This window comes from Brevundimonas sp. SGAir0440 (assembly GCF_005484585.1).
In the GTDB taxonomy this organism is placed as follows: Bacteria; Pseudomonadota; Alphaproteobacteria; order Caulobacterales; family Caulobacteraceae; genus Brevundimonas.
This window is the reverse complement of record NZ_CP039435.1, coordinates 1,093,038-1,119,287: the sequence shown is the minus strand read 5'-3', so window position 1 is coordinate 1,119,287 and position 26,250 is coordinate 1,093,038. Positions and strand designations below refer to the sequence as shown.

Below are 26,250 nucleotides of genomic sequence, written 5' to 3'. Positions count from 1 at the left end.
ACAAGGTAGAAATCCAAAATGGCCATGGTGCCGCCCTTCGCTTGGACTTCTCGCCACACCGACAAAAAGGCGCTCTCATTGCACCCAGTTTTCTCCCGCTCAGATCAGGGCGATGGGGATCAGGATGGTCAGCAGGTAGATCAGCGCCCGGATCAGGGCCAGAACGGCGGTGACGGCGCCGCGCGCCTTTGACACGTTCAGCCGCCGGGCGAACCAGCGGGACTGCACGACAACGAACCAGGCCGCGCCGACGATCATGATCGCCGCGCCGATCGCATTGGGCAGTTCGGGCCGTTGGAAGATAGTCCCGCCCGCCGAGACGAAGGCGGCGCAGACGGCGGCGAGATAGCATTGCGCATAGAAGGGGGCGCGCAGGGCCTCTCGGGCGATACGCTTCTTCTCATGGCGCAGCAGGGTGACGGCGGCGACCAGCGGGATCAGGCTGAAGGCCAGCGAGCGGAACAGGATCAGGTTCTGCTGGGACGCATAAACCATGCGGCTGAGGTCGGTCGCCTCGGGCGGCTGTGGCACATGCAGCGCCATCGACAGCAGATTGGTCAGGACGATGGTGGCCAACAGGAACAGCGGCGGGCTGAGCGCATCGTCGTAGCGACGCTCCTCGCTGTCGCTTTGCTCGCGGTCCGAATAGTCCATCGCCGCCAGCGGCCCGCGCAGGATGCGGCACAGGGTCAGGGGATAGAAGACCAGCCAGCTGACCGCCTCGAAGAGAAACTCCTCGAAACTGCGCAGGATCTTCAGCAGGTCCATTCGCGCCCCCGGTTACGACCCCGCGATCGTGGGTCGCCGGGCCGGCGGTTGCAACCCCCGACTACTGAACCGCCAGCGCCGCCTCGCGGATGCGGCCGACCATGCTGTTCAGGCCGTTGGCGCGCTGGCGCGTCAGGGCCGAGGGCAGGCCCAGCCGATCCAGCGCCGCGCGGGCGTCGAAGGCGACGATCTCCCGCGGCGTGCGGCCGGAATAGAGTTTCAGCAGCAGGGCGATATTGCCCTTGGACAGGGCGCTGTCGCTGTCGGCTGCGAACCACAGCCGCCCGTCGTCCTGGGTCGTCGCCAGCCAGACCTGGGCCGCACAGCCCGGCACCTTGTTGGCCTCGATCCGGTCGGCCTCGTCCAGCGGGGCCAGCCCCTTGCCCAGTTCGATGACGTATTCGATCCGCTGCTCCCAATCGCCCAGCAGGTCAAAATCCTCGGCCAGTTCGGCCAGGGTCTGGTCCAGGGTGTCGGTCGGCGGCGTGCGGTTGGTCATGCGCCGCCAGATAGGCCGCGCGGCCGTTAACGACAACCGGCCGTTTTGTCCCCTGATATTCATGGTGAACGCCGCAATGGGGTTCGCCTCAGGGGGGAGCGGCCTCGCACCGACTCAGCCGCAGCCCTAGTCTGGGCGCAGACGAAACCCATGGCCCGCCCTTCTTGAAACCCGACGCCCACGCCAGATTCGAGGACGACCCGACGCACGACGCGGCGCTGGGCGCCCCGCTGGTCGCCTTGTGGCATGCCATCTGGGCGGTGGCGGTGGCCCTGACGGCGCTGGCGGCCCAGATGATGGACGGGCTGAAGGACGCGCCGCTGGCCGCCCTGCTGCTGATGGCCTTCCCCGGCGTGTTCGGCGTCGTGCTGATGGTGCGCGACAGCGTGGGGCTGAGGCTGGCCGTCATGGGCGGCTGGATCCTGGCCGCCACCGCCTCGGCGGGCCTGACCGGCGGCGTGACCGGCGCCCTGCCCGGCCTGATCCTGACGCCGCTGGCGGCGGGGATCGCCCTGGATCACGGCGTGCATCATGCCCGCGTCGGCGCCGATCGCCTGACCCGGATGGGCGCCTTTGCGGTGACCCTGCCGCTGCTGGCGGGGCTGATCTCGACCTGGCTGAACGGAGCGGAGGCGCAAGGCCCTCTGCTGGCCGCCGTATCGGGCCTGCTGGCCATGGGCGCGGTCATCGCCGCCATGCGCCTGACCTGGAGCGCGCGCCAGCGTCGTCTGGCCGAAGCGGAAGAACAGGCGGCCCGGATCGCCGCTTTGCTGGAGGATCAGCCGGCCCTGACCCTGCTGCTCGATCCGTCGGGCCGCGCCGTCGCGACCTGGGGCACGCCGCCGCCCGCCCTGTCGGTGCTGGCCCTGACCGAACAGGGCCTGATCTCGGCCGTCCATGCGCCCGACCGCCCGGCCGTGTCCGCGGCCCTGGCCCGCGCCCTGTCGGGCCAGTCGGTCGAGGTCCAGTTCACGCCGCGCATCGCCCTGGACCGCCGGGTCGTCATGATCCTGGGCCCGTTCCAGCACGAGACGGACCGCCCGCGCCTGATCGCCCAGGCGTTCGACGGCACGGCCCAGTTCGCCCGCGAGCTAGGGCTGGAGACCGCCCGCGTCGAGGCCGAGGCCCAGTCGGCCGGCAAGACCCGTTTCCTGGCCAATATGAGCCACGAGCTGCGCACCCCCCTGAACGCCGTGCTCGGTTTCGCCGACATCATGCGCCAGAAGCTGTTCGGCCCCCTGCCCGAACGCTACGCCGGCTACGCCGACGCCATTCATCAGGCGGGCGGCCACCTGCTGGATCTGATCAACGACGTGCTGGACCTGTCCAAGATCGAGGCCGAGCGCTACCAGCTGGCGATGGAGACGTTCGACGCTCGCGACGCCGTGTCCGCCGCCGTCGCCCTGGTCCGGCTTCAGGCGGACGACAAGGGGGTCGAGCTGGCCGCCGTCCTGCCGTCCGAGCCGATCACGGTCCGCGCCGACGCCCGCGCCCTGAAGCAGATGGCGCTGAACCTGCTGTCCAATGCGGTTAAGTTCACCCCGGCCGGCGGATCCGTCACCATCACCCTGGACGCCGATGGGCCGGACCTGGATCTGGCGGTGTCCGACACCGGCGTCGGCATCGCGCCGCAGGACCTGCAACGCCTGGGCCGCCCCTTCGAACAGGCCGGCGGCGCCGACCAGAAGGCGCAAGGGACCGGCCTGGGCCTGTCCCTGGTCCGCAGCCTGACCGAACTGCACGGCGGCCGCATGACCATCGACAGCACCCTGGGCGAAGGCGCGGCGGTGATGATCCGGTTGCCGGTGATGGTGGCGGGGGAGACGGCTGTCGACGAGACGCCGGTCACGGTCGAAGCCTAGACCTCTCCATCAATCGATTTGTTTAATCTCGGCTGCTGTTTGGCATTGTCGGATGAAGGTGTCCGCCAGCTCTCTTGGCGGAGGCGGATATCGCGTCGCTCCATCGCCATCAGCATAGACTTCGCTCACCTCAAACCATGGCCCGCGTAGCAGTTGATTGAGCTCGGCCTGCGAGGGATGCAGGACATAATGCGCCGATTTGCTGAAGCCCCCATATTCCCATATCGGCTCGGCCAACAGCGACACGTCTCGGCTTCGAAGACCGAACATCGGCATCAAACGCGGCGGCCCGCCGAGATCGGTGCCGAACTCGTAGACTTTTCCCCAGACCGTCAGGCTCCTGTCTGCCTTGCATGAAAGCAGAACTTTGACGTCAGGGACTGACGGGTACAGGCTGTCTCTCTCGGCGATCACCAATGTCGGCGTGTTCGCCCATATCGCGGGTGCGCGGTCCCAGACATAGAGGCGGTCGAAGTCGTGTTGGGCGAACACCATCACGGGCGGTCGCGACGGCTCGTCTCCTGAACAGGCTGTGATCAGAGCTGCAACGACGACGACTGACAAGACATTGCGCATAGCCCGATGGATGCACGTCAGAGGAATGCCGACAACCGAAACCTAAACCTGCCCCATCGCCAGGAAGGCCCGGCCCGCCGCGAAGTCGCCGGCCTCGAAGGTGGAGCGGGCGATGCTGCCGTCGCGGAACAGGAATTCGACGGTGAAGACTTCACGCGGGTCCAGCGCCGACAGGGCGTCGGCGGCGGCGGCGGGGAACAGCCAGGCCTGACCGGCCGGGCGACCTTCGGGCAGCAGCATCGGTTCGGCGCTGGTCACGCCGGCGGCCCAGAAGGCGCGGCGCTGCGCGGCGGGCGGCAGGTCGTGCGACAGCCACGGACGCGGCGCCACCGTGTGGTCGCGCATCACCACCCGCACCCCGGTCGGCCGCGAGCGCCCCTGCCAGGACACGACGGCGGCCAGTTGATCGGGCCGATCCATGCCGCCCACCACGCCGAACCGCACGGGCGAGGCGCCGGTCACGGTCGCCTGCATCAACCGCCAGGTCGGGCGCGCATAGGCCGCGCGATCCGCGCTCCACTTTCGGCGATCGCCGGGAAACTCCATCCGCGTCGTGCGCGACCAGCCGGAAAAGGCGGTCTGGACCCGGCCCTGAACCGTCTTCAGATCGGTCGAGCCGCACGGCGTCGTGTTCGCCCGCGCCCGCGCCCGCTGCGCCGTCTCGGCCAGTTGCCGGTCGCTGGATCCCGCGCGCAGGGCCGCGCCCCGCGCCTGCCAGGCGGCGGCCGTAAGGGCGGCGGTCAGCTGCGGCTCGAACAGGCCGCAGCGGTCGTTGGCGGCCAGCACGAAGCTGCGCTCATAGAAGCGGTCCTGCGGCGCGGCGAAGGCGGCGACGGGCGTCGCGGCGATCAGCACGGCCGACAGGAAACCTCTGGCTTGCCGGGGGGAAAGGCCTATCCTCATCCCCCGACCCTAGCGCGCCAGGGTTGGGGTTCCGTGTTCGAGCAGGGTTAGCGAATTGCTTCTTTCCAGCGACCTGTGGGTCAGCGCCCTGATCCGCCGCGCCCAGATCGAGGGCGCCTATGCGACCGTGGTCAAAAAGGGCGACGCTCGCGCCGGCTCGGTCATCGTCAAGGCCTACGACACCTCCACCCGCACCGCCCGCCTGTTCACCGAAGCCTTCGGCACCGACGGCGACCGCCTGTGGATCCAGCCTGTCACCTCCGACAGCGAAAGGGAGCTGGACGCCTATATCGCCCGGCAGAGGGGGTACGACCCGGACCTGTGGGTGGTGGAGATCGAGGACCGGCAGGGGCGGCACTTCATCACGGAGACGGTGCAGGGGTAGGTGGCTCAAGAGACCGCCACGCCGTCTCGCTCTAACCTAGAGCCGCATCGCGCTCCGCCCTTGCCTTGATGATGCTGAGCACATTGTCATGGATGTCGCCCATCATCAGTTCGCCCCAAATTCTCGCGTACGGATTCACGTGCGTTTTGGCGACATAGCGAGTCGTGAGGGTCAACTCGGTCTGATGGGGCGAAATGCGGCGCAGCACATAGTCTCCGGATTTGATCGTCAGAAACTCACCGTCCGGCGAGATGTGCTTGTCGGTGTAGTCCTGAACCGAACTATTGGTGAAGTTGAAATCCCAGCCCAGTTTACGGCCCGGCGCCCAGGCGACGATCCGCTCCTCGAAGTTGACGTGGTCGCCCCAATAGGCCGTTCTGACCGCGCCGATGCCGGAGCCGACAACGCGGGACTCCGTCGGGCGTGGAATGCCGATCACGTCGTGGCTGATGGTCCAGCGTCCCTCGTCTGGTCGAATGTCATGGCTGGCGACGGCGTAGGGCCAGATGTCCTCTGGCGCGGCGCGCACGATAACCGTGCGGCTGACGGCGACAGCCTCATGGGGCGTCGGAAGCTGCGCCTCCACCATAGCCGCCGCCAAGGGAATGATCAGAAAGCTGGATTGCAGCGTCTTGCCCTTACGATGGCGTTGAGAGCGCATGATGAAGGCCCCCGCCCAGCCGCTGACGAGCCAGACGGGCGACAGCATGACGATGCAGATGACGCCTTCTTGCAGAACGAAATAGGAAGCCAGGCAGACTAAGACCCCCAGCAGACAGGGGACCAGCCAGTAAAAGCTGGTCGTTCGGGTTCGATCCGGATCGCCGATGTAGCAGATCAAGGCGCACAGGACGGCCGGAAGCAGCGCCAGAAACCAGATGCTGGCGAACCAGATCGAGCCTGATTTCGATGCAGATAGCAGCAGAAAGGCGCTCAGCGCGATCGCCAGCGCAAGGCCGAAGCCAGACAGAAGGCGTTTATGCAGCCTACGCTTCTGCGTCGTCACGTTGTCGTCGACCACGACCAGCTCCGTCTTTTGTTTCTGTAGAAAGAGAAATTACAGGCCAAATGATTCAAGATCCGCGATCTTTCGGCCCAACAAACTTCAGAAGGCTCACGACTTTCGACCCCATTCGGATCAGTCGCATCAGTGTTTCGGGAGGGACGGCGAGTATCTGTTGATACCAGCCGTCGACCGTGTTGACGAACCCTTGAAGCCGTTCCAGCCGCGCACGCACCTCGGGACTTATGCTTGCCCCCTGGCCGTCGACGCTGGCGACAGCATCGTTGATCGCCGCGACCATCGGGTCGATCTCACGGGCCTTGCGACCCTGCGCCACCTTGGTGGCCATCTGCCAGAGGTCGGTTTCAGCCTCGTAGTGATCACGGCGGTCACCCAAGACCGGAACACGGTGGATGAGCTTCCACGTCAGAAGTTCTTTGAGGCTGTTGGACACATTCGACCGCGCCAAACCCAGGGTCGTGGCGATGTCTTCGGCAGTGAGAGGCTTCTCGCTAAGGTACAGAAGCGCCTGGATCTGAGCCACGGAACGATTCACCCCCCACTGACCGCCAAGGTCGCCCCAGCGCAGCACGATCTGCTCAACGGCAAGCGGCAACGATCGGTCATTCGTTTCTGTCATGACAGAAATAAACGACGAACGGCGTTTTGAGTCAGCTGTCGGACACTGCGGTCGAGGTGCTGAACTGGCACCGCCCGGCGTGGCCACCGACCTGATGCCGGGCCATGCTGAAAACCCCGCCTCCATGCCGCTGGCCGATTATACGGCCGAGGTGATCGGCCTGATCGTACGCGGCGAGACCCCGCGCGGCGAAATCCTGGTCGAACGCGTAAAGCCGCTGCGGTTCGCGGAAGCGAACGGCTACGACGCGGTGTTCGAGCAATTGAACGACACGCTCTGAGGCGGCGTAAACGGCTATCCCTCCCCCGTGCCGGGGAGGGATAGGTCGTCGCTAGCTGATCAATCCTCGTCCATCTTCAGGGCGGCGATGAAGGCTTCCTGCGGAATCTCGACCTTGCCGAACTGGCGCATGCGCTTCTTGCCGGCCTTCTGCTTTTCTAGCAGCTTCTTCTTGCGGGTGGCGTCGCCGCCGTAGCATTTCGAGGTCACGTCCTTGCGCAGGGCGCGGACGGTCTCGCGGGCGATGATCTTGCCGCCGATGGCCGCCTGGATCGGGATCTGGAACAGGTGAGGCGGGATCAGTTCCTTCATCTTCTCGACCATGCCCCGGCCGCGCGTCTCGGCGCGGGCGCGGTGGACCAGCATGGACAGGGCGTCGACCGGCTCGGCGTTGACCAGGATGGACATCTTCACCAGATCGCCGACCTTGTATTCGGTGATCTCGTAGTCGAACGAGGCATAGCCCTTCGAGATCGACTTCAGCCGGTCGTAGAAGTCGAACACCACCTCGTTCAGCGGCAGCTCATAGACCACCATCGCCCGGTTGCCGACGTAGGACAGTTCGATCTGCTGGCCGCGACGGTCCTGACACAACTTGATAACGCCGCCGAGGTATTCGTCCGGCGTCAGGATGGTGGCCTTGATCCAGGGCTCGGCGATGGTCTCGATCTGCATCACGTCGGGCAGATCGGCCGGGTTGTGCAGGTCGATTTCGGAGCCGTCGCGCAGGCCGATCTTGTAGACGACGGACGGCGCCGTGGCGATCAGATCGAGGTTGAACTCGCGGCTCAGGCGCTCCTGGATGATCTCCAGGTGCAGCAAGCCCAGGAAGCCGCAGCGGAAGCCGAATCCCAGCGCCGCCGAGCTTTCCATCTCATAGGTGAAGGACGCGTCGTTCAGACGCAGCTTGCCGATCGCGGCGCGCAGGTCCTCGAAGTCGGCGGCGTCCACCGGGAACAGGCCGCAGAAGACCACCGACTGGACTTCCTTGAACCCCTTCAGCGGCTCGGCGGTCGGCTTCTTCTCGTCGGTGATGGTGTCGCCGACGGCGGCGTGGGCCACTTCCTTGATCTGGGCGGTGATGAAGCCGACCTCGCCGGGGCCCAGCTGCTCGACCGGGGTGTTCTTGGGCAGGAAGACGCCGACCCGGTCGATCAGGTGGGTCGAGCCGTTGCGCATCATCTTGACCCGCATGCCGGTCTTCAGCACGCCGTCGAAGACTCGCACCAGCACGACGACGCCGAGGTAGGGGTCGTACCAGGCGTCGACCAGCATGGCCTTCAGCGGAGCGTTCACATCCCCCTTGGGCGCCGGCAGCTTGGTGACGATGGCCTCAAGCACCTCCTCGATGCCGATGCCGGACTTGGCGCTGGCCAGGACGGCTTCGGAGGCGTCGATGCCGATCACGTCCTCGATCTGGGCGCGGACACGGTCCGGCTCGGCGGCCGGCAGATCGACCTTGTTCAGGACCGGGACGATCTCGTGGTTGTTGTCGATGGCCTGATAGACATTGGCCAGGGTCTGGGCCTCGACCCCTTGCGAGGCGTCAACGACCAGCAGCGAGCCTTCGCACGCAGCCAAGGACCGGCTGACCTCATAGGCGAAGTCCACGTGGCCCGGCGTGTCCATCAGGTTCAGGATGTACTCCTCGCCGTCCCTGGCCCGATAGGTCAGGCGCACGGTCTGGGCCTTGATGGTGATGCCCCGTTCCTTCTCGATCTCCATATTGTCGAGCACCTGCTCGGACATCTCGCGCGCGGTCAGGCCGCCGGTGTGCTGGATCAGGCGGTCGGACAGGGTCGACTTGCCATGGTCGATGTGCGCGACCACGCTGAAGTTGCGAATGTTCGAGATCGGGGGAGTCGTCATCCGCGCGCCCCTATCACGCGCGGGCGCCGGGGACCAGACGCGGCGCGATCCGGCCCCGATCAACGGGCGTATTACAGCTTTGCAATGATGGCGTTTGTCTTTGAGCGCGGCCCTGTGACGCGATAAGGAGACAGCCATCGCCTGATCGCTCTTCAAGGACGTTTTTCCGTGCTCCAGACGACCCGACCCACACTTCTGGCCGGTGCGGCCGTTCTGGCCGTCCTGCTGCTGGCCGGCTGCGGCGGCGGAGAGGACAAGAAGGCCGACGGCAAGGAGGCGGCCGGCGCGCGCCAGACCGTGACCGCCGCGACCGTGAGCCAGATCAATCTGGCCCGCACGGTCAGCGCCTCGGGCTCCGTCTCCGCCTGGGAAGAGGTGCCGGTGGCGGCCGAGACCGGCGGCCTGACCGCCGTCGCCGTCTATGTGGACGAAGGCTCCTACGTGCGTCAGGGCCAGCCGCTGGTGCAGATGAACGACGTCCTGCTGCGCGCCCAGCTGCGCCAGCAGCAGGCCCAAGTGCAGCTGGCCGAGGCCAATGTGGCGCGTGACAACGCCGCGCTCGATCGCGCGCAGCAGTTGAAGGAACGCGGCTTCCTCAGCCAGGCGTCGCTGGACACGGCCCTGGCGAACCAGCGCAGCTCGAACGCCAATCTGGCCGCCGCCCGCGCGGCCCTCAGCCAGACCCAGACCCAGCTGTCGCAGGCGACCATCCGCGCGCCCGTCGGCGGCCTGATCATCAGCCGCAGCGTCACCAAGGGCCAGATCATCGCCGCCGGGACCGAGCTGTTCCGCATGGTGCGCGACGGCCGGCTGGAACTGGACGCCCAGGTGCCGGAGACCGAACTGTCGCTGGTGCGCGCCGGTCAGTCCGCGATCGTGACTTCCAGCGAGGCCAGCCAGACCACCGGCTCGGTCCGCATCGTCACGCCCGAGGTCAATGCGCAGACCCGCCTGGGCCTGGCCCGTATTTCCCTGGCGCCCGGCGCCCAGCTGCGGCCCGGTATGTTCGCCCGCGCCGAGATCGCCGTCGGCGATCAGCCCGCCCTGGTCGTGCCGGCCTCGGCGGTCGTCTATCGCGAGGCCAAGGCCGGGGTCTATGTCGTGGGCCAGGGCGATGTCGTCCGCTTTGTTCCGGTCACGACCGGGGTTCGCAGCGGCGACCGCGTCGCGGTCACGGGCGTCCAGGCCGGTCAGCGCGTCGTCGTGCAGGGCGCAGGCTTCCTGGGCGAAGGCGACCATGTGACGGTGGCCCCGGCGACCGCGGCGCCCCAGCCGGCGACGCCTGCCGCCCCTGCCCCCGCGCCTGCCGCCGCGCGCTAAGGAACCGGACCGATGGGCTTTCAGAACATCTCGTCCTGGTCGATCAGGAACCCGATCCCCATCGTCCTGCTGTTCGTCGTCCTGACGATCGCGGGGACGATGAGCTATTTCAAGCTCAGAACGAACAACTTCCCCGACGTGGACCTGCCGGTCGTCGCCGTGACGGTGGTTCAGGCCGGCGCCGCCCCGACCGAGATGGAGACCCAGGTCACCCGCCTGGTCGAGGATGCGGTGGCGGGCCTGGGGTCGGTCAAGCACATCACCTCGGTCGTCAACGAGGGCGTGTCCACCACCTCCATCGAGTTCCAGCTGGGCGTGAACCTGGAGAAGGTCACCAACGACGTGCGCAACGCCGTGAGCGGCATCCGCCAGAACCTGCCCGCCGACGTTCAGGAACCGATCGTCCAGCGCATCGAGTTCACGGCCATACCCTTCGCCAACTATGTGGTGCGGGCGCCGGGCATGAGCCCCGAGGAGCTGAGCTGGTTCGTCGACAACACCGTTGCCAAACGCCTGCTGTCGGTGCGCGGCGTCAGCCAGATCAGCCGTGACGGCGGCGTCAGCCGTGAAATCCGCATCAAGCTGGACCCCGCCCGGCTTGCCGCCTCGGGCGTGACGGCGGCCCAGGTTTCGAACCAGCTGCGCGCCTCCAACATCAACCTGCCGGGCGGCCGCGGCGAGATCGCGGGCGAGGAGCAGGCCATCCGCACCGTCGGTTCGGCCAAGTCGGTCGAACAGCTGCGCGAGACCCTGATCCCCATCGGCAGCCGCAGCGTGCGCCTGGGCGACCTGGGCCAGATCACCGACGAATGGTCCGAGCCGCGCGGCCGCGCCCGCTTCAACGGTCAGGAAGTCGTCGGCTTCGGCGTCTCGCGCGCCATCGGCTCGTCCGAGGTGGACGTCTATGACCGGGTCAAGACCGAGATCGAGAAGCTGGACCAGGAGCGCGGCGACGTCGCCATCGAGGAGGTGGCCAACACCACCGAGGACGTCGTCAACAACTTCCACGCCTCGGTCGAGACGCTGGTGCTGGGCGCCCTGCTGGCGATCGCGGTCGTCTTCATCTTCCTGCGGGACTGGCGCGCGACCCTGATTGCGGCGGTGGCCATGCCGCTGTCGCTGATCCCGACCTTCTGGGTGATGGACCTGACGAACCAGTCGCTGAACGTCGTGACGCTGCTGGCCCTGTCGCTGACCATCGGCATCCTGGTGGACGACGCCATCGTGGAGATCGAGAACATCGTCCGCCACATCCGCGACGGCAAGGCCCCCTACCCCGCCGCCATCGAGGCGGCCGACGAGATCGGCCTGGCGGTCATGGCGACGACGGCGACCCTGGTGGCGGTGTTCGCCCCCACCGGTTTCATGCCCGGCGTCGTGGGCCAGTTCTTCAAGAGCTTCGCCATCGCCACCTGCGTCAGCGTTCTGTTCTCGCTGCTCGTGGCGCGGACCCTGACGCCCCTGATGGGCGCCTATCTGCTGAAGCGCGACCAGGGCAAGGAGCACAAGGAGCCCTTCTGGATGGGGCCCTATCTGAAGGCCCTGAACTGGGCGCTGGGCGATGACTGGCGCAAGCGCAGGGCCGACCACCACCCGCGCGCGAGCTGGTTCCGCCGCAAGGTCGCGGACCGGATGTTCGATCACCGGCTGTGGGTGCTGGGGATGGGCGTGCTGTTCTTCTTCCTGTCGATCTTCATGGCGACGAAGCTGCCGGGCGAGTTCATCCCGGTCGAGGACATCTCGCGCTCCACCGTGACGGTGCAGTTGCCGCCGGGCGCGACCTTGGCCGAGACGGATTCGGCCGTGCAGCGCATCAACCGCGAACTGATGAAGCGGCCCGAGGTCGAGTCGGTCTATTCGTCCGTCGGTTCGGCGACAACCAGCTTCGGCCCCGGTGGAGGCGGTTCGGCCGGCGAGGTGCGCAGCGCCAACCTGACCGTCAATCTGGTCGGGCGTTGGGACCGCAAGCTGAGCCAGCAGGAATTCGAGCGCGACATGGGACCGGTATTGCGCCAAATCCCCGGCGCGCGGATCCAGTTCGGCGCCGCGGGCGGCGGCGGCGGGTCCAGCCTTCTGACCATCGCCCTGGTCGGCGACGATCCCAATGTGCTTGAGCCCGCGGCCGCCAAGGTCGAGCGCGAGATGCGCAGCATTCCGGGCCTGTCCAATGTGGTGTCGTCGGCCTCTCTGGTGCGGCCGGAAATCCTGGTCACGCCGCGCGCCGACGTCGCCGCCCTGCAAGGGGTGTCGACCCAGGACATCAGCCAGGTGGCGCGCGTCGCCACCCTGGGCGACGCCGATCAGCTGTTGCCCAAGTTCAATCTGGGCGACCGTCAGGTGCCGATCCGGGTCATGCTGACGGAGCAGGCGCGCTCGGATCTGGGCGTGCTGGAGAACCTTCAGGTGCCGACGGCGTCGGGCGCGACGGTGCCCCTGTCGGCGGTGGCGGACATCAGCTTCGGCGCAGGACCGAACCAGATCAATCGTCTGGACCGACTGCGGGTGGCCAATATCACCGCCGAACTGAGCGGTTTGACCCTGAGCCAGGGCACCCAGGCGGTGAACGCCCTGCCCGCGATCAAGTCTCTGCCGCAAGGCGTCAGCCAGAAACCATCCGGCGACGCCGAAAGCTTCCAGGAGCTGGGCATGGGCTTCGCCTTCGCCATCATCACCGGCATTCTGCTGATGTATGTCGTGCTGGTGCTGCTGTTCAAAAGCTTCTTCCACCCGATCACCATCCTGGCGGCGCTTCCCGTGTCGTTCGGCGGCGCCTTCTTCCTGCTGCTGGTGACGGGCAAGTCGCTGTCCATGCCGGCCCTGATCGGCATCATCATGCTGACCGGGATCGCGGCGAAGAACTCCATCCTGCTGGTCGACTACGCCATCATGGCGATCGACAAGGGGATGAACCGCCACGACGCCCTGATGGACGCGGCCCACAAGCGGGCGCGGCCGATCATCATGACGACCATGGCGATGGGCCTGGGGATGCTGCCCATCGCGGCGGCGTTCGGCGAAGGCACCGCCTTCCGCTCGCCCATGGCGATCGCGGTCATCGGCGGGCTGATCACCTCGACCGCCCTGTCGCTGCTGTTCGTGCCGGTGGTGTTCAGCCTGATCGACGGGGTCAAGCGCCGCCTGGAAGGCCGACTGGACAAGATGTTCCACGGCCAACACGGGCACGAAGAGCCGGCGACGACGGAAGATCGTCCGGCCTGATCGGCCCAAGACCGAAACGACCGAGGCCCGGCGGAGCGATCCGACCGGGCCTTTCTCTTGGCGGTGTGGCGTGAGTCGGCGCTAAGGCGCGACGGGGGCGCTGGGCCAGGACAGGCGGGCGATCGCGCCAGGCGATGAGGGCTGCAGAGACCAGTCTCCGCCCAGCTGGCGGGCCAGGGCGGTGATGATCCGCAGGCCCAGGCTGGTCGGTTCGGCGGCCGTATCCTCGGCGACGCCCACGCCGTCATCGGCCACGGTCAGGGTGCGCACCGCGCCGTCGTCGCACAGGTCGATCTTGATCCGGCCGGGCCGATCGGGAAAGCCATGCTCCAGCGCGTTGTTGACGCACTCCAGCATGACGAGGACCACGGGCGTGGCCTCCTCGGCCGACAGGACCACATCCCCGCCGGAGATGGAGACGGCCACGTCGTCACGCGCGGCCGCCGTCAGCGCATCGTCGACGATCGATCGCGCCACATCGTGGAAGGCCGTCTTCTTCTGATCGGCGTCGGCCAGACTGCGCTGGATGCGGGCGACCAGACCGGTTCGGGCCGAGGCGTCGGTCAAGGCCTTTTTCGCGCCCGGATCGACGGTCGTGCGCGCCTCCAGCTTAAGCAAGGCGCTGACCATCTGGATGTTGTTCGACACCCGGTGCTGCACTTCCCGGAGCAGGATGTCGCGGCTTTCCGCCAGGGCGGTGCTGCGCTCGACCTCGCGCGCCAGCTTGGCCGACGCCTTGTCCATGCCGACGATGAAGAAGATGTCGACGGCGACGACGAAGGCGTAAAAGCCGATGGCGACGAAGGTCGCGACGCCCAGGTCGAAGCCCGGCGGGCCGATCCAGAACCACCAGGCCGACAGACCCGACAAGGTCGCTGTCAGAATGGCAGGCCGCAGACCGGCATAGAAGGCGACCAGGACGACGGCCGGAAAGAAAGTCAGATAAGGAAAGCCCGGCGGAAACCAGTGCGCCAGGCCATAGCGCAGGCCAAACGCAACCAGAAAGGCGACGACGGCCAAGGCGTATCCGCGCCAGGCTGGATTTCGAAACTTCTGGTGACGCATTCGCTTCCTCTGTGGACGCAGAGCGTCGGTAAAATCGTGTATCGGGCAGTCTAACGTCCGCGTCTAGAACAGTTCGGGGCCCGGAACCCGTTGATCGACCAAAACTTAGGCCCACTCCCCGTCTCGACAGCGCCGGGTCGCGCCCGCTGTCAGGCCTGATTGCAAAGAAAAAGGGCCGGCCGGTCGCCCGGTCGGCCCTTCGTCGGTCAGCCTTGAGGCTAAGCGATCAGTATTTGACCTTCAGCGTCACGCCGTAGGTGCGCGGGGCGCCGAGGTAGGCGTTGTAGGTCGCCGTGTCGGTGGCGGGATTGTAATAGGTGCCAGCATAAGGGCCCGAAGGCGTGATTACGGCCGGGTTCGTTGCGATGGCAGTTCCCTGCAGCGGAGCCGAGAAGCCGACCTGGGTGTATTCTTCTTCCAGCAGGTTCTGGCCCCAGACTTCCAGCGTCCAGCGTTCGTCCGCCGACCCGATCGAGACCCGGCCGTTGACGACGGTGAAGGCGTCCTGGTTCTTGTACGGCAGCAGGTCCGAGCCGGTGTTGTATTCGGTCGAATACTTGGCCGACAGGTTGAAGCCGCCGCGCAGGCCGCCGCCCAGTTCGCGGTCGAACGCCAGGGCGCCGGTCAGCGACCATTCCGGAGCGAAGGACGCACGCGCGCCCGGCAGCAGCGACAGCTGCGGGAAGCGGCCGGGGCTGGACAGGTCGCCGGCGCCGAACTGGCCGTATTTGGCGTCGGTGTAGGTCACGCCGCCCTGGAAGCTTAGGCCCTCCACCGGGGTGAACCAGACCATGTCGGCGTCGACGCCGCGCGAGGTCAGTTCCGGGATCGATTCCACCACGAAGGCGGTGCCCAGGAAGGTGTTCAGCTGGAAGTTCTCGAACTTCTGGTCGAAGTAGGTGACGTTCAGCAGCATGGTGCGGTCGAACAGGGTCGTCTTGACGCCCGCTTCATAGCTGTCGACGGTTTCGGCCTTGAAGAACAGCGAGGCGTCCGGCGTCACGCCCGTCTGCACCCGGTCCATATTGTAGCCCGCGCCCTTGTAGCCGCGCGCATACGAGCCATAGACCATGATCGACGGATTGAAGCGGTAGGACGCCTTGATTGTGCCCGACAGGTCGGTGTCGCTGAATTTCTCCTGGATCCGGCGACCGTCGTACTGCGGGTTGGACCAGGGCAGGCACAACAGACCGAGCGCAGCGGCCGGCGTGGCGACGTTGGCGGTGCCGGGGATCGGCGACACGGTGCGGTTGGCCGGGTTCTGATTAGCCAGGGCGCCGCCGCAGGCCGCGCCGTTGGTGCCCAGGTTGTCCTGGATGCCCAGCAGGCGCTTGCTGTCATAAGTGTAGCGCAGACCCAGGTTGATATCGAAGGCCTCGGTCACCCGGTAGGTGTTGTTGGTGAAGACAGCGACCGATTCCGAACGCTGCGAATAGTGGTCTTCATAGGCCTTGCCGACGCCGAAGGTCGGGGCGGCCGCGCTGGGCGGCACCGCGCCGATCACGCACAGCGGCTGACCCGCGGCCGCGCCGGCGGTGCCGACCAGGAAGCCGTTCGGATTGGTGAAGCAGCCCAGGCGCGACGGGCTGGGGCCGCCCACGGCCGCCGGCAGGGACGCCGTCAGCAGCAGGGAGGCGAAGGCGTTGTAGTCCGAGCCATAGACATAGCTGTCGTCGCGATAGACGCCTTCCTTGGTGGCGAACAGACCGACCAGCCAGTCCAGCTTGTCGGACGTGCCGGCCAGGCGGAACTCCTGCGTCAGGTTGTCGACGCCGTAGCCGTTCGAGCCGTCGTTGGCGCGGTACAGGATGTCGGCGCCGGTGTAGTCCGTGTCCATCCCCTGCTGGAACGACCAGTCGCGCCACGAGGTCTGCGACGTCAGGGTGGCGTTGATGCTGGGGAAGTCGATGGTCGCTTCCGCCGACAGACCCATGTCCTCGATCTCTTGCGGCGTCTCGCGGTTCGAATAGGCCAGGCGCGAGAAGGGCACCGTGCCGAAGCCGGCGACCGGCGGACGCTGGCCCGGGCCGTTCGGCGCGGTCAGGGCGGCGATGAAGGCCTGGGTCGGGCCGACGCGCGTCTGCACGGCGACGCAGCAGTATTCCTCGCGCTTGGTGTAGTCGGCGATCAGGCGCACCGAGACGTCGTCGCTGGGCAGGATCAGCAACTGACCGCGCGTGGTCCAGTAGTCCTGGTTCTGGTCGTCCTTGCGGGTGTTGGGGCCGTCGCCGTTGTTGACGTCGTAGAAGCCGTCACGCTCGCGGTGCGCGACGAACAGGCGACCCGCGATCTGGTCGGTCAGGCCGCCCGTGACCGAGACCGAACCGCCGATGGCGCCGAAGTTGCCGCCGGTCAGTTCGCCCGAGATCGACGGATCGAACGACGGACGCTCGGTGATGATGTTGATGACGCCGGCCGAGGTGTTCTTGCCGAACAGGGTGCCCTGCGGGCCCTTCAGGACCTCGATGCGGCTCAGTTCGCCCAGATCGCCGAAGCCGACCGAGTTGCGCGAGCGATAGACGCCGTCGATCACCACGCCGACCGAGCTTTCCAGGCCGGGGTTGTCGCCGACGGTGCCGGCGCCGCGAATACGGACGGTGGTCGAGGCTTCCGACTGGGTCGAGGTGACGGTCATGCCGGGCGTCAGGATCTGCAGATCCTTGATGTCCTGCACGCCCGCGCCGTCCAGGACTTCCTGCGACAGGGTCGTGACCACGATCGGCACGTCCTGCAGGCTCTGTTCGCGCTTCTGGGCGGTGACGATGATGTCGTCGACGCTGGCGGGCGCTTCCTGCGCGGCGGCGACGCTGGCGAAGCCCATGACGGCGGCGCCGATGACGGCGGCGGACACGGTTGTCCTGAGTTGAAGATTGCGGCGCATCGGCGTCCTCCCGGCTGAAGTTGCGACGCCATTGGCGATCGCAGCGTTTCCTGTTCCCTCGACGTCCCCTACGCGGGGGATCATTCGTTGGGGACAGGCTAAGCGCGGTTCGGGCCGACCGACAAGCGAGCGTTGTTACCCGCGACCATTTTTCGCCGTGGATTCGCCTTTGTGTGTCGAGGAAGCGACAGAAAACCCTGACGCTAGGTCAGTTTTTGCCCGTCTTTCGGCCCCAGCGGCTCCACTTCAGGGTGCAGGGCGGCGGGATCCATCTGGCGGCCCCGACCGGCGAAACCCAGCACCAGGGCCGCCGCGATCGCCGACAGGATCGAGCCGCCGATGACGCCCAGTTTGACCTCGACCTGTTCGGGCGAATCGACCGCGCCGGGGAAGGCCAGAACGCCGATGAACAGGCTCATGGTGAAGCCGACCCCGCACAGCAGGGAAACGCCATAGACTTGCAGCCAGCTGGCGCCCGTCGGCCGCGCGCCGATCTTCAGCGCCGAAGCCAGCCAGGCGGCGCCCAGGACGCCGATCTGCTTGCCGACGAGCAGGCCCAGGGCGATGGCGATGACCAGGGGCGCGAACGCCTGCTCCATCGACAGACCGGCGAAGGAGACGCCCGCCTTGGCGAAGGCGAACAGCGGCAGGACCAGGAAGGCGTTCCAAGGGTGCAGATCGTGCATCGCCTCCTTCAGCGGGCTCTGGCCGTCTTCGGCGCGGCCCTTGATCGGCACGATCATGGCGAAGGCCACGGCGGTGAGCGAGGTGCTGAGCCCCGACAGCACCGTCAGATACCAGACCAGGGCGAACCCCAGCACCCAGAAGGGCGCAGGGATGCGGATGCGGTGCGCCGCGACCGCGCCGACGGCCAGCGCGCCCAGCGCCCAGAACAGCGGCGTCCAGTTCGCGCCCTCGCTGAACAGCACGGCGATCAGCGCGATGGCCCCGAGGTCATCGACGATGGCCAGGGTCAGCAGGAAGACCCGCAACGATGACGGCAAGCCCTTGCCGACGAAGCCGAAGATGGCCAGGGCAAAGGCGATGTCGGTCGCCAGCGGGATGGGCCAGCCGGCGTGCGGCGCCCCGATGGCGCCGGACAACAGCAGATAGACCGCCGCCGGCCCCGCCATGCCGCCGAGCGCCGCCAGCACCGGCGTGGCCAGTTTGCGCGGGTCGCTCAGTTCGCCGCGCACGATCTCGTATTTGATCTCCAACCCCACGACGAGGAAGAAGATCGCCATCAGCCCTTCCTTGATCCAGTCGGAGATGGTCTCCTCGAGCCGGATCGGGCCGATCTGAAGCACGTGATAGCTCTTCAGCCAGGCGAAATAGTCGGCCGACCAAGGCGAGTTGGCCACCAAGACGGCGGCGATGGCCGCCAGGGCCAGGGCCGAGCCGGATGCGGCCTCGGTCTTGAGGAAATCGAGTGTCAGTTTGCGCGCCACGGCGGCCTCCTAGCGAACGGAAGTTTCGTCGTGACGCCAGGTTATCGACGGGCGTCGGACCGGATTCGCAAACCAAAATCGGCGCGCCGGCCTGGCCGCACGGGGCGACCTGATGGCTGGGGCCAGAATAGAGGATCAGGGCGGCCAAGCCAAGCCGATGCAGGTTAGCCCCTCGGGCCGAACAGGATGAGCCCGGCGCCGACCAGACAGACGAGGCCGCCCAGAATGTCCCAGCGATCCGGCGGAGTCTTTTCGACCAGCGCCATCCAGATCAGGGAGGCGCAGATATAGACGCCGCCGTAGGCCGCGAAGGCGCGGCCTGCTGCGTCGCTGGGGACCAGGGTCAGGAGCCAGGCGAAGGCGGTCAGGCAGGCGACGCCGGGCGCCAGCCACAGGGGTGAACGATCCAGCTTCAGCCAGGCCCAGAAGGCGAAACAGCCGCCGATCTCCGCCAGGGCTGCGAAGGGGTATATGAGGATGGATATCATGAGCGGGCGCCATACCAGTCGGCGGCCAGATCGAGCCATTGCGGATTCTCGGCTTCGATCAACGCCAGCTTCCAAGATCGCCGCCACTTCTTCAGCGCCTTTTCACGCACGATCGCCTCGATCATGGTCTCATGCTGCTCGTACCAGACCAGGGTCTTGCAACCGTGTTCCGAAGAGAAGCCCGGCGTGGCGCCGGTGCGATGCTGCCATGCCCGCTGCATGAGATCGCTGGTGACGCCGGTGTAGATCGTGCCGTTGCGAAAGTTCGCCATGATATACACGGCGATGACGGCGTCCGCTCTCATGACAGCAAGAGGACCACTATGGCGATGATCCCGCAATGGGCGTCACTCCGGGGCCGCGCAGCGGAACCCGGAGCCCAGGGCGGTCCCCCGCTGGATGATGCGGTCCTGGGTTCCGGGTTCTTCGCTGCGCGAAGCCCCGGAATGACGATTATTTTTCCTTCGCCGCCCGTTCGGCCGCCAGCTTGGCCAGGACCCGGCCGCGGCCGCGCGACAGGGCATGGATGGCGCCGCGCATGGTGGCGACCTCTTGTTCGGAGAAGGCGGCGCGGCCCAGCATGACGCGCAGGTTCTGGCTCATCGAGCGCTTCTTCTCGGGCGGATAGAAGAAGCCGCCGTTCTCCAGCTCCTCCTCCAGGTGCTCGTACATGCCGATCAGAAGGTCGTTCGACGCCGGCGGTTCGCCGTCGCGGAACCGCGGCGGCGGGGCGTCCAGGATCAGGGTGCGCCATTCATAGGCGTTGATCGCCACGGCCTGGGCCAGGTTCAGCGAGTGGTGCTTCGGGTCGATCGGAATGGTGACGATGCCGGCGCACAGGGCGATGTCGGTCGTCTCCAGCCCGGCGCGCTCGCCGCCGAACAAGAGGCCGGTCTTCAGGCCGGATGCGGTGTCGTCATAGAGGACGCGGCTGGCCTCGCGCGGGGTGCGCACGGGCTGGCGCGTCTCGCGCGGGCGGGCGGTGGTGGCGAAGACGGTGTTCAGGTCGGCGATGGCCTCGGCGACGCTGTCGAACACCCGCACCCCGTCCAGCACCCAGTCCGCGCCCGAGGCCGTGGCCCAGGCCCGCTCCTGGGGCCAGCCGTCGCGGGGGCTGACCAGGCGCAGGTCCGACAGGCCGAAGTTGGCCATCACCCGCGCCACGGCGCCGATGTTCTCGGCCATCTGCGACTTGTCGAGGATGACGGCGGGGGGTGTCAGCTCGGACAACGCAATCAGTCCTCGCCCACCATGGCGGTCCAGGGGTCGGCGGTTCCGGCCTCGACCTCGGCGACCTTGACGGCGGGCCAGCCGATGGAGGCGCTGCCGGATGCGGTCCAGGCGGCGACGATGAAGTCGCGCAGTTCGCCGGCGCCCGCCGCCAGACGTTCGTTGACGAAGGCCGCGCCGCGCGGGTCGGCGTCCTTGAAGCCGCCTGCCTTTTCCAGCCGATAGAAGGGGATCACCGTGCCGAGCGTCGTGGTCAGATAGGAGACGGTGCGCGCCTTGACGTCGAACCCGTCCAGTTTGGCGGCCGGCATGGCGGCCTCGACGGCGTCCAGACGGGCGACGCGATTGGTGAACTCGCCTTCGAACACGGCGTGGGTCTGGCGCGAGTTGGTGAAGCCTTCCGGGTTCGGGAAGTCGCCCCAGCCGTTGTAGTGAATGCTGGTGTGATGCGGTTGCGAGCCGTCGCCGACGTAGTGGCCCATCACGCCGATGTCGCGCAGGATCAGGGCCTCGCGGCGGATGCGGTCGGCGCGATACCAGGCCTGGCGCTCCATATTGGTCTCGCGCTTCTCGGCCGCGTTCAGCACGCGCCAATAGGCGAAGTCGCGACCCAACTGCTGCCAGGCGTCCATCATGGCGTAAGGCAGATAGCCGGCGTCGTTGACGTCCAGACCGGCCTTGGTCAGGGCGGCGTCATATTCGGACTTCAGGCGCGGCAGGTCATTGAGGCTCATGCCGCGCTGGTCGTAGACGCGACCCTGGTCGTCCAGATCGACGAAGTGGGCGGTGTCGCGCTCGCGGTCGTGCGGCTGGCCGGCGCCCTTCCAGCGGTCGGGCTCGCGCGCCAGTTCGCCCACGTCGGCGATGGCGGCCGGGGTGCGCAGGAAGGCCGGCAGATCGTCCGGCAGGGCCCGCATCGCCGCCACGCCGATCAGGCGGTGGCCGGTGTTGCCCCAGGCGGTGACGGTGACAGCCGGCGCGGCGACCGCGACGAGGGCCAGGGCGGCGATGGCGAGACGTTTCATGGACAAACCTCAACAAGGATCACGCCCGTCTAACGCATCCTTGATCGCGCCTCCAGCGTCCAAGGGGTGGTGCGAGGCGCATCGGCGCCTAGGTTATGAAGGCTCCCCTTTCGTCTGTTTCAGGCTCCACGCCCCTGGGGAGCGATGACGTGATTGCGTCGTCGCCGTCGTCGGACGGCACTTCAAGTGGACGCCAGACCGAAAGGACATTCCCCATGCGCACGCCCCGCATCGCCCTTCTTGCTTCCGTCGCCCTTCTCGCGACCGCCGCGATCGCTTACGCCCAGGACGCATCGACGACGGCGCAGACGCCGACGGCCGCGCCGACGGCCGGCTCGACCACCTTCACCGACGACGAGCTGAAGAAGTTCGACGACGCCATGGCCAAGGTGAGAGCCGTCAGCGACACGCTGAACGGCGCCCAGCCGACGCCGGAACAGCAGGCGCAGATGGCCGCCGCAGTGCAGGATTCGGGGCTGGAGGTAACGCGCTTCAACACCCTGTCCAACGCCGTCGCCGCCGATCCGGCCCTGGCGGCGCGCATCCGGGTGGTCAACGCCACGCCGCCAGCGCCCGGCACCCCGGCCGCCGCCGTGACGGATGACGAACTGAACCGCTTCGTCACCGCCATGACGCAGATCCGCGCCGTCACGGCCGAGGTGCAGAACAACCAGGCGACGCCCGAACAGAGCGCCAAGCTGACGGCGGCGGTCGAGGCGTCCGGCCTGACGACCGAGCGCTTCAACGCCATCTCGCAGCTGGTGTCCGCAACGCCCTATCTTCAGGCCAAGGCGCAGCTGGCCGGCGCGCGTCTGGAAAAGGGCGTCAGTCAGTAGGGATCAGGTGTCGGCGGGCTCGCGCCGGGTGTCCGGCGCGGCCGGGCCCGCCTCGTCCTCGTTCAGCAGACGGCCTTCGCGACGGGGTTTGATGTAAGGAGCGGGCTGGGGCGTCGGCATATTGCCGCGCATCAGCTGGCGGCCGGCCTTGAGCCCGCCGGTCAGCTGCAAGTCCAGTCGGGCCTCGTCGCGACGGCGTACGTCGCCGATAGTCTCGGCCGCCTCATGCTCGTCCAGCCCCAGTTCGACCAGGGCGCGCTCGCCGAACTTGAGCGCCGACTCGAAGGTCTCGCGGATCTGGTAGTCCACGCCGGCCTGGATCAGGCGCATCGAATGCCCTCGGTCGAAGGCGCGGGCCATGATCCGGGTGGTCGGGAACTCGGACTTGACCAGTTCGACGATGCGGTCGGCGGCCTCGGGCTTGTCCACGCAGACCAGGACCATCTCCGCCTCCTCCGCGCCTGACGCGCGCAGGGTGTGCAGCTGAGTGCCGTCGCCATAATAGACCTTGAACCCGAACTGGGAGGCGGCCTGGATCATCTCCACGTCGTTCTCGATGATCGACACGTCGACGTCGCGGGCCAGCAGGGGTTGGGACACGACCTGGGCGAAACGGCCGAAGCCGATGATCAGCACCTGGCCGCGCAGGTCCTTGGCGAAGTCGACGCCCTCGGCGCTTTCAGCGTCCTGGACCGGCTTGGGCGACAGCCGCGCGATCAGCAGCGAGGTCAGGGGCGTCAGGGCCATCGACAGGATCACCACCGCCGACATCATCGCCCCGATGCGGGCGTCGAACAGGCCGGCGGCGACGGCGGCGCCGTACAGGACGAAGGCGAACTCGCCGCCTTGCGCGAACAGGCCCGCGCGCTCGACGGCCTCATGGTGCGAGGCCTTGAACAGTCGCGCGACGGCATAGATGCCCACGCCCTTGACCAGCATGAAGGCCACGACCCCGCCCAGCACCAGACGCCAGTCGGCGACCACGACCGACACGTCCAGCGACATGCCGACGCTGAGGAAGAACAGGCCCAGCAGGATGGCGCGGAACGGCTCGACGTCCGCCTCAAGCTGGTGACGGAAGGTGGATTCCGACAGCAGGACCCCGGCCAGGAAGGCGCCCATGGCCATGGACAGGCCGCCCAGGGACATGGCCCAGGCGGCGCCGACCACGACCAGCAGGGCGGCGGCCGTCATCACCTCGCGTCCGCCATATTGGGCCAGCAGGCGGAAGACCGGATTGACCAAATATTTGCCGGCCAGCAGCACCCCGCCGACCGCCGCGACCGCGAAGCCGACGGTCTGCCACAGGGGCGGCGCCTGTTCGTTCGCCACGCCCAGCACCGAGGCCAGGACGGCGACGATGGCCAGCAGCGGCACGATGGCCAGGTCTTCCAGCAACAGGATGGAGACCGCGCGCTGGCCCGGCCCGCCCGCGATCTCGCCGCGCTCTTCCAGCATCTGCATGATGACCGCGGTGGACGACAGGACAAAGCCCATGGCGCCGACGAAGGCGACGGGTGCGGAGAAGCCGACCAGCATGGCGGTCAGGGTCAGGATCAGGCCGCAGAACAGCACCTGAGCCGCGCCGAGGCCGAAGATTTCCTTCCTCAGTCCCCAAAGCCGTTTGGGCCGCATCTCCAGCCCGATGATGAACAGGAAGATGACCACGCCGAACTCGGCGACGTGCAGGATGGTCTCGGGCTCGCGGAACAGCTTCAGACCGAAGGGACCGATGGCCAGGCCCGCCGCCAGATAGCCAAGCACCGATCCCAGGCCGATGCGCTTGAACACCGGCACGGCGAGCACGCCCGCGGCCAGCAGAGCGGCCGCCGCGCCCAGATCCAGTCCCGTCGTCGCCTCAGCCATCGCATTCCCCCAAGCTTGGCCTCTATTGTGGAGGTCCTGAGCGGCGATTGCGAGAGGACACGAAAGACACGCTGAAAGATCATCGTGCGTCGAGTGGGATTTGGCGCCACAGTTTCGCCCCATGACGACCCGCGACTGGCGTCAAGAAAACAACCGGAGGAAGCCATGTCACGCGTCATCAGGATCGCGGCCCTGTCCGTTCTGAGCCTGTCGTTCGCCGCGCCGCCGGTCGCCGTGCCGAGCGTCGCCCTGGCCAAGCCGCTGGATGGCGAGCCGACGCCAGCGGCGTGCCGGCCTCTTGGCTTTGAGTTGGGATCGCCTGAGCCTGTCGTCGCACCACCCGCGCCGCGCGCCGGTCCGCCGACGCCGCCGGTGAGGATCACGCCGACACGCAAGGAAGATCGTGTCCCCTACGGCGCCCCCCCGCCACCACCTCCTCCGCCTCCGCCTCCGCCTCCTCCGCCGCCGCCGCCGCCGCCCCCTCCATCGCCTGCTCCCGCGCCGTCATCGACGGCGGCCCAAGATATCGTCGTCACAGCCTCCCGGATCACGCGATCACCAGGCGCCCCGACGTCGCCCGGCATGATGACGCCGCCCCCTGTCGACACCGAACGCTATCCGGATGCGACGCCCAATCCGGTGAAGCGGACCAGCGATCAGCCGGTGTCGACCTTTTCCATCGACGTGGACACGGCGTCCTATTCGAACGTAAGGCGCTTCATCGACGAGGGTCGTGCGCCTCCCAGGGATGCGGTGCGGGTCGAGGAACTGATCAACGCCTTCGACTATGACTATGCCCGGCCGACCAGCCAGACCCGGCCCTTCGCCATCACGACGGCGGTCGCGGCCTCGCCCTGGGCGGACGGGCGTCAGATCGTGCACATCGGCCTGCAGGGCTACGAACTGCCGGCGGGCGAGCAGCGGCCGCTGAACCTGACCTTCCTGGTCGACGTCTCCGGCTCGATGGGCAGCCCCGACAAGCTGGACCTGGCCAAGAAGGCGATGAACCTGGCCATCGACCGGCTGAGGCCGCAGGACACTCTGGCCGTCACCTATTACGCAGAAGGCGCCGGCACGACCCTGCAGCCCACGAAGGGCGACGAAAAGCTGAAGATGCGCTGCGCCGTCGCCAGCCTGAAAGCGTCGGGCGGCACGGCCGGGGCGGCCGGCATGACCAACGCCTATGACCAAGCCCAGGCGAACTTCGCCCGCGACAAGGTCAATCGCATCCTGATGTTCACCGATGGCGACTTCAACGTCGGGGTGACCGACAACAAGCGGCTGGAAGACTATGTCGCCGAAAAGCGCGGGACCGGGATCTACCTGTCGGTCTACGGCTTCGGGCGCGGCAACTATCAGGACGAACGGATGCAGACCATCGCCCAGGCGGGCAATGGGGTCGCGGCCTATGTCGGGGACCTGAGGGACGCGCGCCGGCTGTTCGGACCGGCCTTCGACAAGGGCGCCTTCCCTATCGCTGACGACGTCAAGATCCAGGTTGAGTTCAATCCCGCCCGCGTCGCCGAATGGCGGCTGATCGGCTATGAGACCCGGCTGCTGAACGAGGAAGACTTCAACAACGACCAGGTCGATGCGGGCGAGGTCGGATCCGGCGCCAGCGTCACGGCCCTGTACGAAATCACCCCCGTCGGCGGCCCGACGCAGATTCCCGATCGGCGCTATCCCGATAATCGTATCGGGGTCGGCGGCGGCGATCCGAACGGCGAGATCGGCTTTATTCAGGTGCGCTACAAACAGCCGGGGCAGAGACGCTCGAACCTGATCCAGCAGCCGCTGACCAACCGCGCGGGCGGGCCGGTCAGCGCCCAGCCGCCCGAGGCCACGCGCTGGGCCATCGCGGTCGCCGGCTTCGGTCAGAAGCTGCGGGGCGATCCGTGGATGACGGCCGACTATGGTTGGGACCGGATCATCGATCAGGCGCAAGGGGCCAGAGGCGAAGACCCCTATGGCGACCGGGCCGAGTTCGTTCAGGTGGTGCGGGCGGCCCAGGGCCTTGCCCCGATGCGGACGCCCTGACCGGAACCGCCACGCTCGCGGCGGGTTTTCCAGCGCAACGCTTCAACCAAG

General features: G+C 67.3%; 22 protein-coding genes. 7 read left to right on the top strand and 15 right to left on the bottom strand.

Going from position 1 to position 26,250, the window contains the following annotated elements:
- Positions 1 to 99: 99 nt before the first annotated feature.
- Together E7T10_RS05410 and E7T10_RS05405 are read right to left on the bottom strand one after the other, a co-directional pair.
- A complete protein-coding gene (locus E7T10_RS05410; RefSeq protein WP_137721020.1) occupies positions 100 to 768 on the bottom strand; it encodes a hypothetical protein in 669 nt (222 codons plus the stop codon).
- 61 nt (positions 769 to 829) lie between these two features.
- Positions 830 to 1,267: a SufE family protein gene (locus tag E7T10_RS05405; protein WP_137721019.1), complete on the bottom strand. Its 438-nt coding sequence runs from the start codon at positions 1,265 to 1,267 to the stop codon at positions 830 to 832.
- 164 nt (positions 1,268 to 1,431) lie between these two features.
- Between E7T10_RS05405 and E7T10_RS05400 the strand changes: the two genes are divergently transcribed.
- Entirely contained in the window at positions 1,432 to 3,129 is a 1,698-nt protein-coding gene (locus E7T10_RS05400; protein WP_137721018.1) for a HAMP domain-containing sensor histidine kinase, read from the top strand.
- 9 nt (positions 3,130 to 3,138) lie between these two features.
- Here E7T10_RS05400 and E7T10_RS05395 read toward each other — a convergent pair whose 3' ends face one another.
- Both E7T10_RS05395 and E7T10_RS05390 read right to left on the bottom strand, forming a co-directional pair.
- On the bottom strand, positions 3,139 to 3,627 hold the full coding sequence (locus E7T10_RS05395) for a hypothetical protein (RefSeq protein ID WP_137721017.1): 489 nt from the start codon (positions 3,625 to 3,627) through the stop codon (positions 3,139 to 3,141).
- 120 nt (positions 3,628 to 3,747) lie between these two features.
- Positions 3,748 to 4,608: a hypothetical protein gene (locus E7T10_RS05390; protein WP_168189891.1), complete on the bottom strand. Its 861-nt coding sequence runs from the start codon at positions 4,606 to 4,608 to the stop codon at positions 3,748 to 3,750.
- Positions 4,609 to 4,663: 55 nt separating this feature from the next.
- On the opposite strand from E7T10_RS05390, the gene E7T10_RS05385 reads away from it, so the two are divergent.
- Positions 4,664 to 4,993: a DUF1491 family protein gene (locus E7T10_RS05385; RefSeq protein WP_137721016.1), complete on the top strand. Its 330-nt coding sequence runs from the start codon at positions 4,664 to 4,666 to the stop codon at positions 4,991 to 4,993.
- Positions 4,994 to 5,024: 31 nt separating this feature from the next.
- On the opposite strand, the gene E7T10_RS05380 is transcribed toward E7T10_RS05385, so the two are convergent.
- Positions 5,025 to 6,014: an SRPBCC family protein gene (locus E7T10_RS05380; protein WP_210416156.1), complete on the bottom strand. Its 990-nt coding sequence runs from the start codon at positions 6,012 to 6,014 to the stop codon at positions 5,025 to 5,027.
- 52 nt (positions 6,015 to 6,066) lie between these two features.
- The gene (locus tag E7T10_RS05375) at positions 6,067 to 6,636 is read right to left on the bottom strand and encodes a GbsR/MarR family transcriptional regulator (protein ID WP_137721015.1); all 570 of its coding nucleotides are present in this window, start codon (positions 6,634 to 6,636) and stop codon (positions 6,067 to 6,069) included.
- Positions 6,637 to 6,715: 79 nt separating this feature from the next.
- Here E7T10_RS05375 and E7T10_RS05370 point away from each other — a divergent pair, with 79 nt between their 5' ends.
- Positions 6,716 to 6,916, top strand: a complete 201-nt coding sequence (locus E7T10_RS05370; RefSeq protein WP_246846111.1) for a hypothetical protein — start codon at positions 6,716 to 6,718, stop codon at positions 6,914 to 6,916.
- Positions 6,917 to 6,975: 59 nt separating this feature from the next.
- Here the strand turns inward: E7T10_RS05370 and lepA are convergent, their stop codons facing one another.
- On the bottom strand, positions 6,976 to 8,784 hold the full coding sequence (gene lepA, locus E7T10_RS05365) for a translation elongation factor 4 (RefSeq protein WP_137721014.1): 1,809 nt from the start codon (positions 8,782 to 8,784) through the stop codon (positions 6,976 to 6,978).
- Between the two features lie 168 nt (positions 8,785 to 8,952).
- Between lepA and E7T10_RS05360 the strand changes: the two genes are divergently transcribed.
- The gene (locus E7T10_RS05360) at positions 8,953 to 10,104 is read left to right on the top strand and encodes an efflux RND transporter periplasmic adaptor subunit (RefSeq protein WP_168189890.1); all 1,152 of its coding nucleotides are present in this window, start codon (positions 8,953 to 8,955) and stop codon (positions 10,102 to 10,104) included.
- A 12-nt stretch (positions 10,105 to 10,116) separates the two neighbouring features.
- Entirely contained in the window at positions 10,117 to 13,323 is a 3,207-nt protein-coding gene (locus E7T10_RS05355) for an efflux RND transporter permease subunit (RefSeq protein WP_137721012.1), read from the top strand.
- Between the two features lie 81 nt (positions 13,324 to 13,404).
- On the opposite strand, the gene E7T10_RS05350 is transcribed toward E7T10_RS05355, so the two are convergent.
- The 7 genes from E7T10_RS05350 to E7T10_RS05320 form a co-directional block, all read right to left on the bottom strand.
- Positions 13,405 to 14,388: a sensor histidine kinase gene (locus tag E7T10_RS05350; protein ID WP_137721011.1), complete on the bottom strand. Its 984-nt coding sequence runs from the start codon at positions 14,386 to 14,388 to the stop codon at positions 13,405 to 13,407.
- A gap of 226 nt (positions 14,389 to 14,614) precedes the next feature.
- On the bottom strand, positions 14,615 to 17,269 hold the full coding sequence (locus tag E7T10_RS05345; RefSeq protein ID WP_137721010.1) for a TonB-dependent receptor: 2,655 nt from the start codon (positions 17,267 to 17,269) through the stop codon (positions 14,615 to 14,617).
- Between the two features lie 203 nt (positions 17,270 to 17,472).
- The gene (gene nhaA / locus E7T10_RS05340) at positions 17,473 to 18,717 is read right to left on the bottom strand and encodes a Na+/H+ antiporter NhaA (RefSeq protein ID WP_137721009.1); all 1,245 of its coding nucleotides are present in this window, start codon (positions 18,715 to 18,717) and stop codon (positions 17,473 to 17,475) included.
- 164 nt (positions 18,718 to 18,881) lie between these two features.
- Positions 18,882 to 19,205: a YnfA family protein gene (locus E7T10_RS05335; protein ID WP_137721008.1), complete on the bottom strand. Its 324-nt coding sequence runs from the start codon at positions 19,203 to 19,205 to the stop codon at positions 18,882 to 18,884.
- Positions 19,202 to 19,477, bottom strand: a complete 276-nt coding sequence (locus E7T10_RS05330) for a GIY-YIG nuclease family protein (protein WP_210416155.1) — start codon at positions 19,475 to 19,477, stop codon at positions 19,202 to 19,204. The genes E7T10_RS05335 and E7T10_RS05330 overlap by 4 nt, the downstream gene beginning before the upstream one ends.
- 181 nt (positions 19,478 to 19,658) lie before the next feature.
- Positions 19,659 to 20,435 (bottom strand): RNA methyltransferase, encoded by a 777-nt coding sequence (locus tag E7T10_RS05325; RefSeq protein ID WP_137721006.1) that lies wholly within the window; start codon positions 20,433 to 20,435, stop codon positions 19,659 to 19,661.
- 5 nt (positions 20,436 to 20,440) lie between these two features.
- Entirely contained in the window at positions 20,441 to 21,460 is a 1,020-nt protein-coding gene (locus E7T10_RS05320) for a S1/P1 Nuclease (protein ID WP_137721005.1), read from the bottom strand.
- Between the two features lie 215 nt (positions 21,461 to 21,675).
- Between E7T10_RS05320 and E7T10_RS05315 the strand changes: the two genes are divergently transcribed.
- Positions 21,676 to 22,296 carry a DUF4168 domain-containing protein gene (locus E7T10_RS05315; protein WP_137721004.1) on the top strand — a complete coding sequence of 207 codons (621 nt, stop codon included), beginning with the start codon at positions 21,676 to 21,678 and terminating at the stop codon, positions 22,294 to 22,296.
- Positions 22,297 to 22,299: 3 nt separating this feature from the next.
- Here E7T10_RS05315 and E7T10_RS05310 read toward each other — a convergent pair whose 3' ends face one another.
- The gene (locus tag E7T10_RS05310) at positions 22,300 to 24,162 is read right to left on the bottom strand and encodes a monovalent cation:proton antiporter-2 (CPA2) family protein (protein WP_137721003.1); all 1,863 of its coding nucleotides are present in this window, start codon (positions 24,160 to 24,162) and stop codon (positions 22,300 to 22,302) included.
- A gap of 582 nt (positions 24,163 to 24,744) precedes the next feature.
- Between E7T10_RS05310 and E7T10_RS05305 the strand changes: the two genes are divergently transcribed.
- Positions 24,745 to 26,199: a von Willebrand factor type A domain-containing protein gene (locus tag E7T10_RS05305; protein WP_246846141.1), complete on the top strand. Its 1,455-nt coding sequence runs from the start codon at positions 24,745 to 24,747 to the stop codon at positions 26,197 to 26,199.
- Positions 26,200 to 26,250 lie beyond the last annotated feature (51 nt).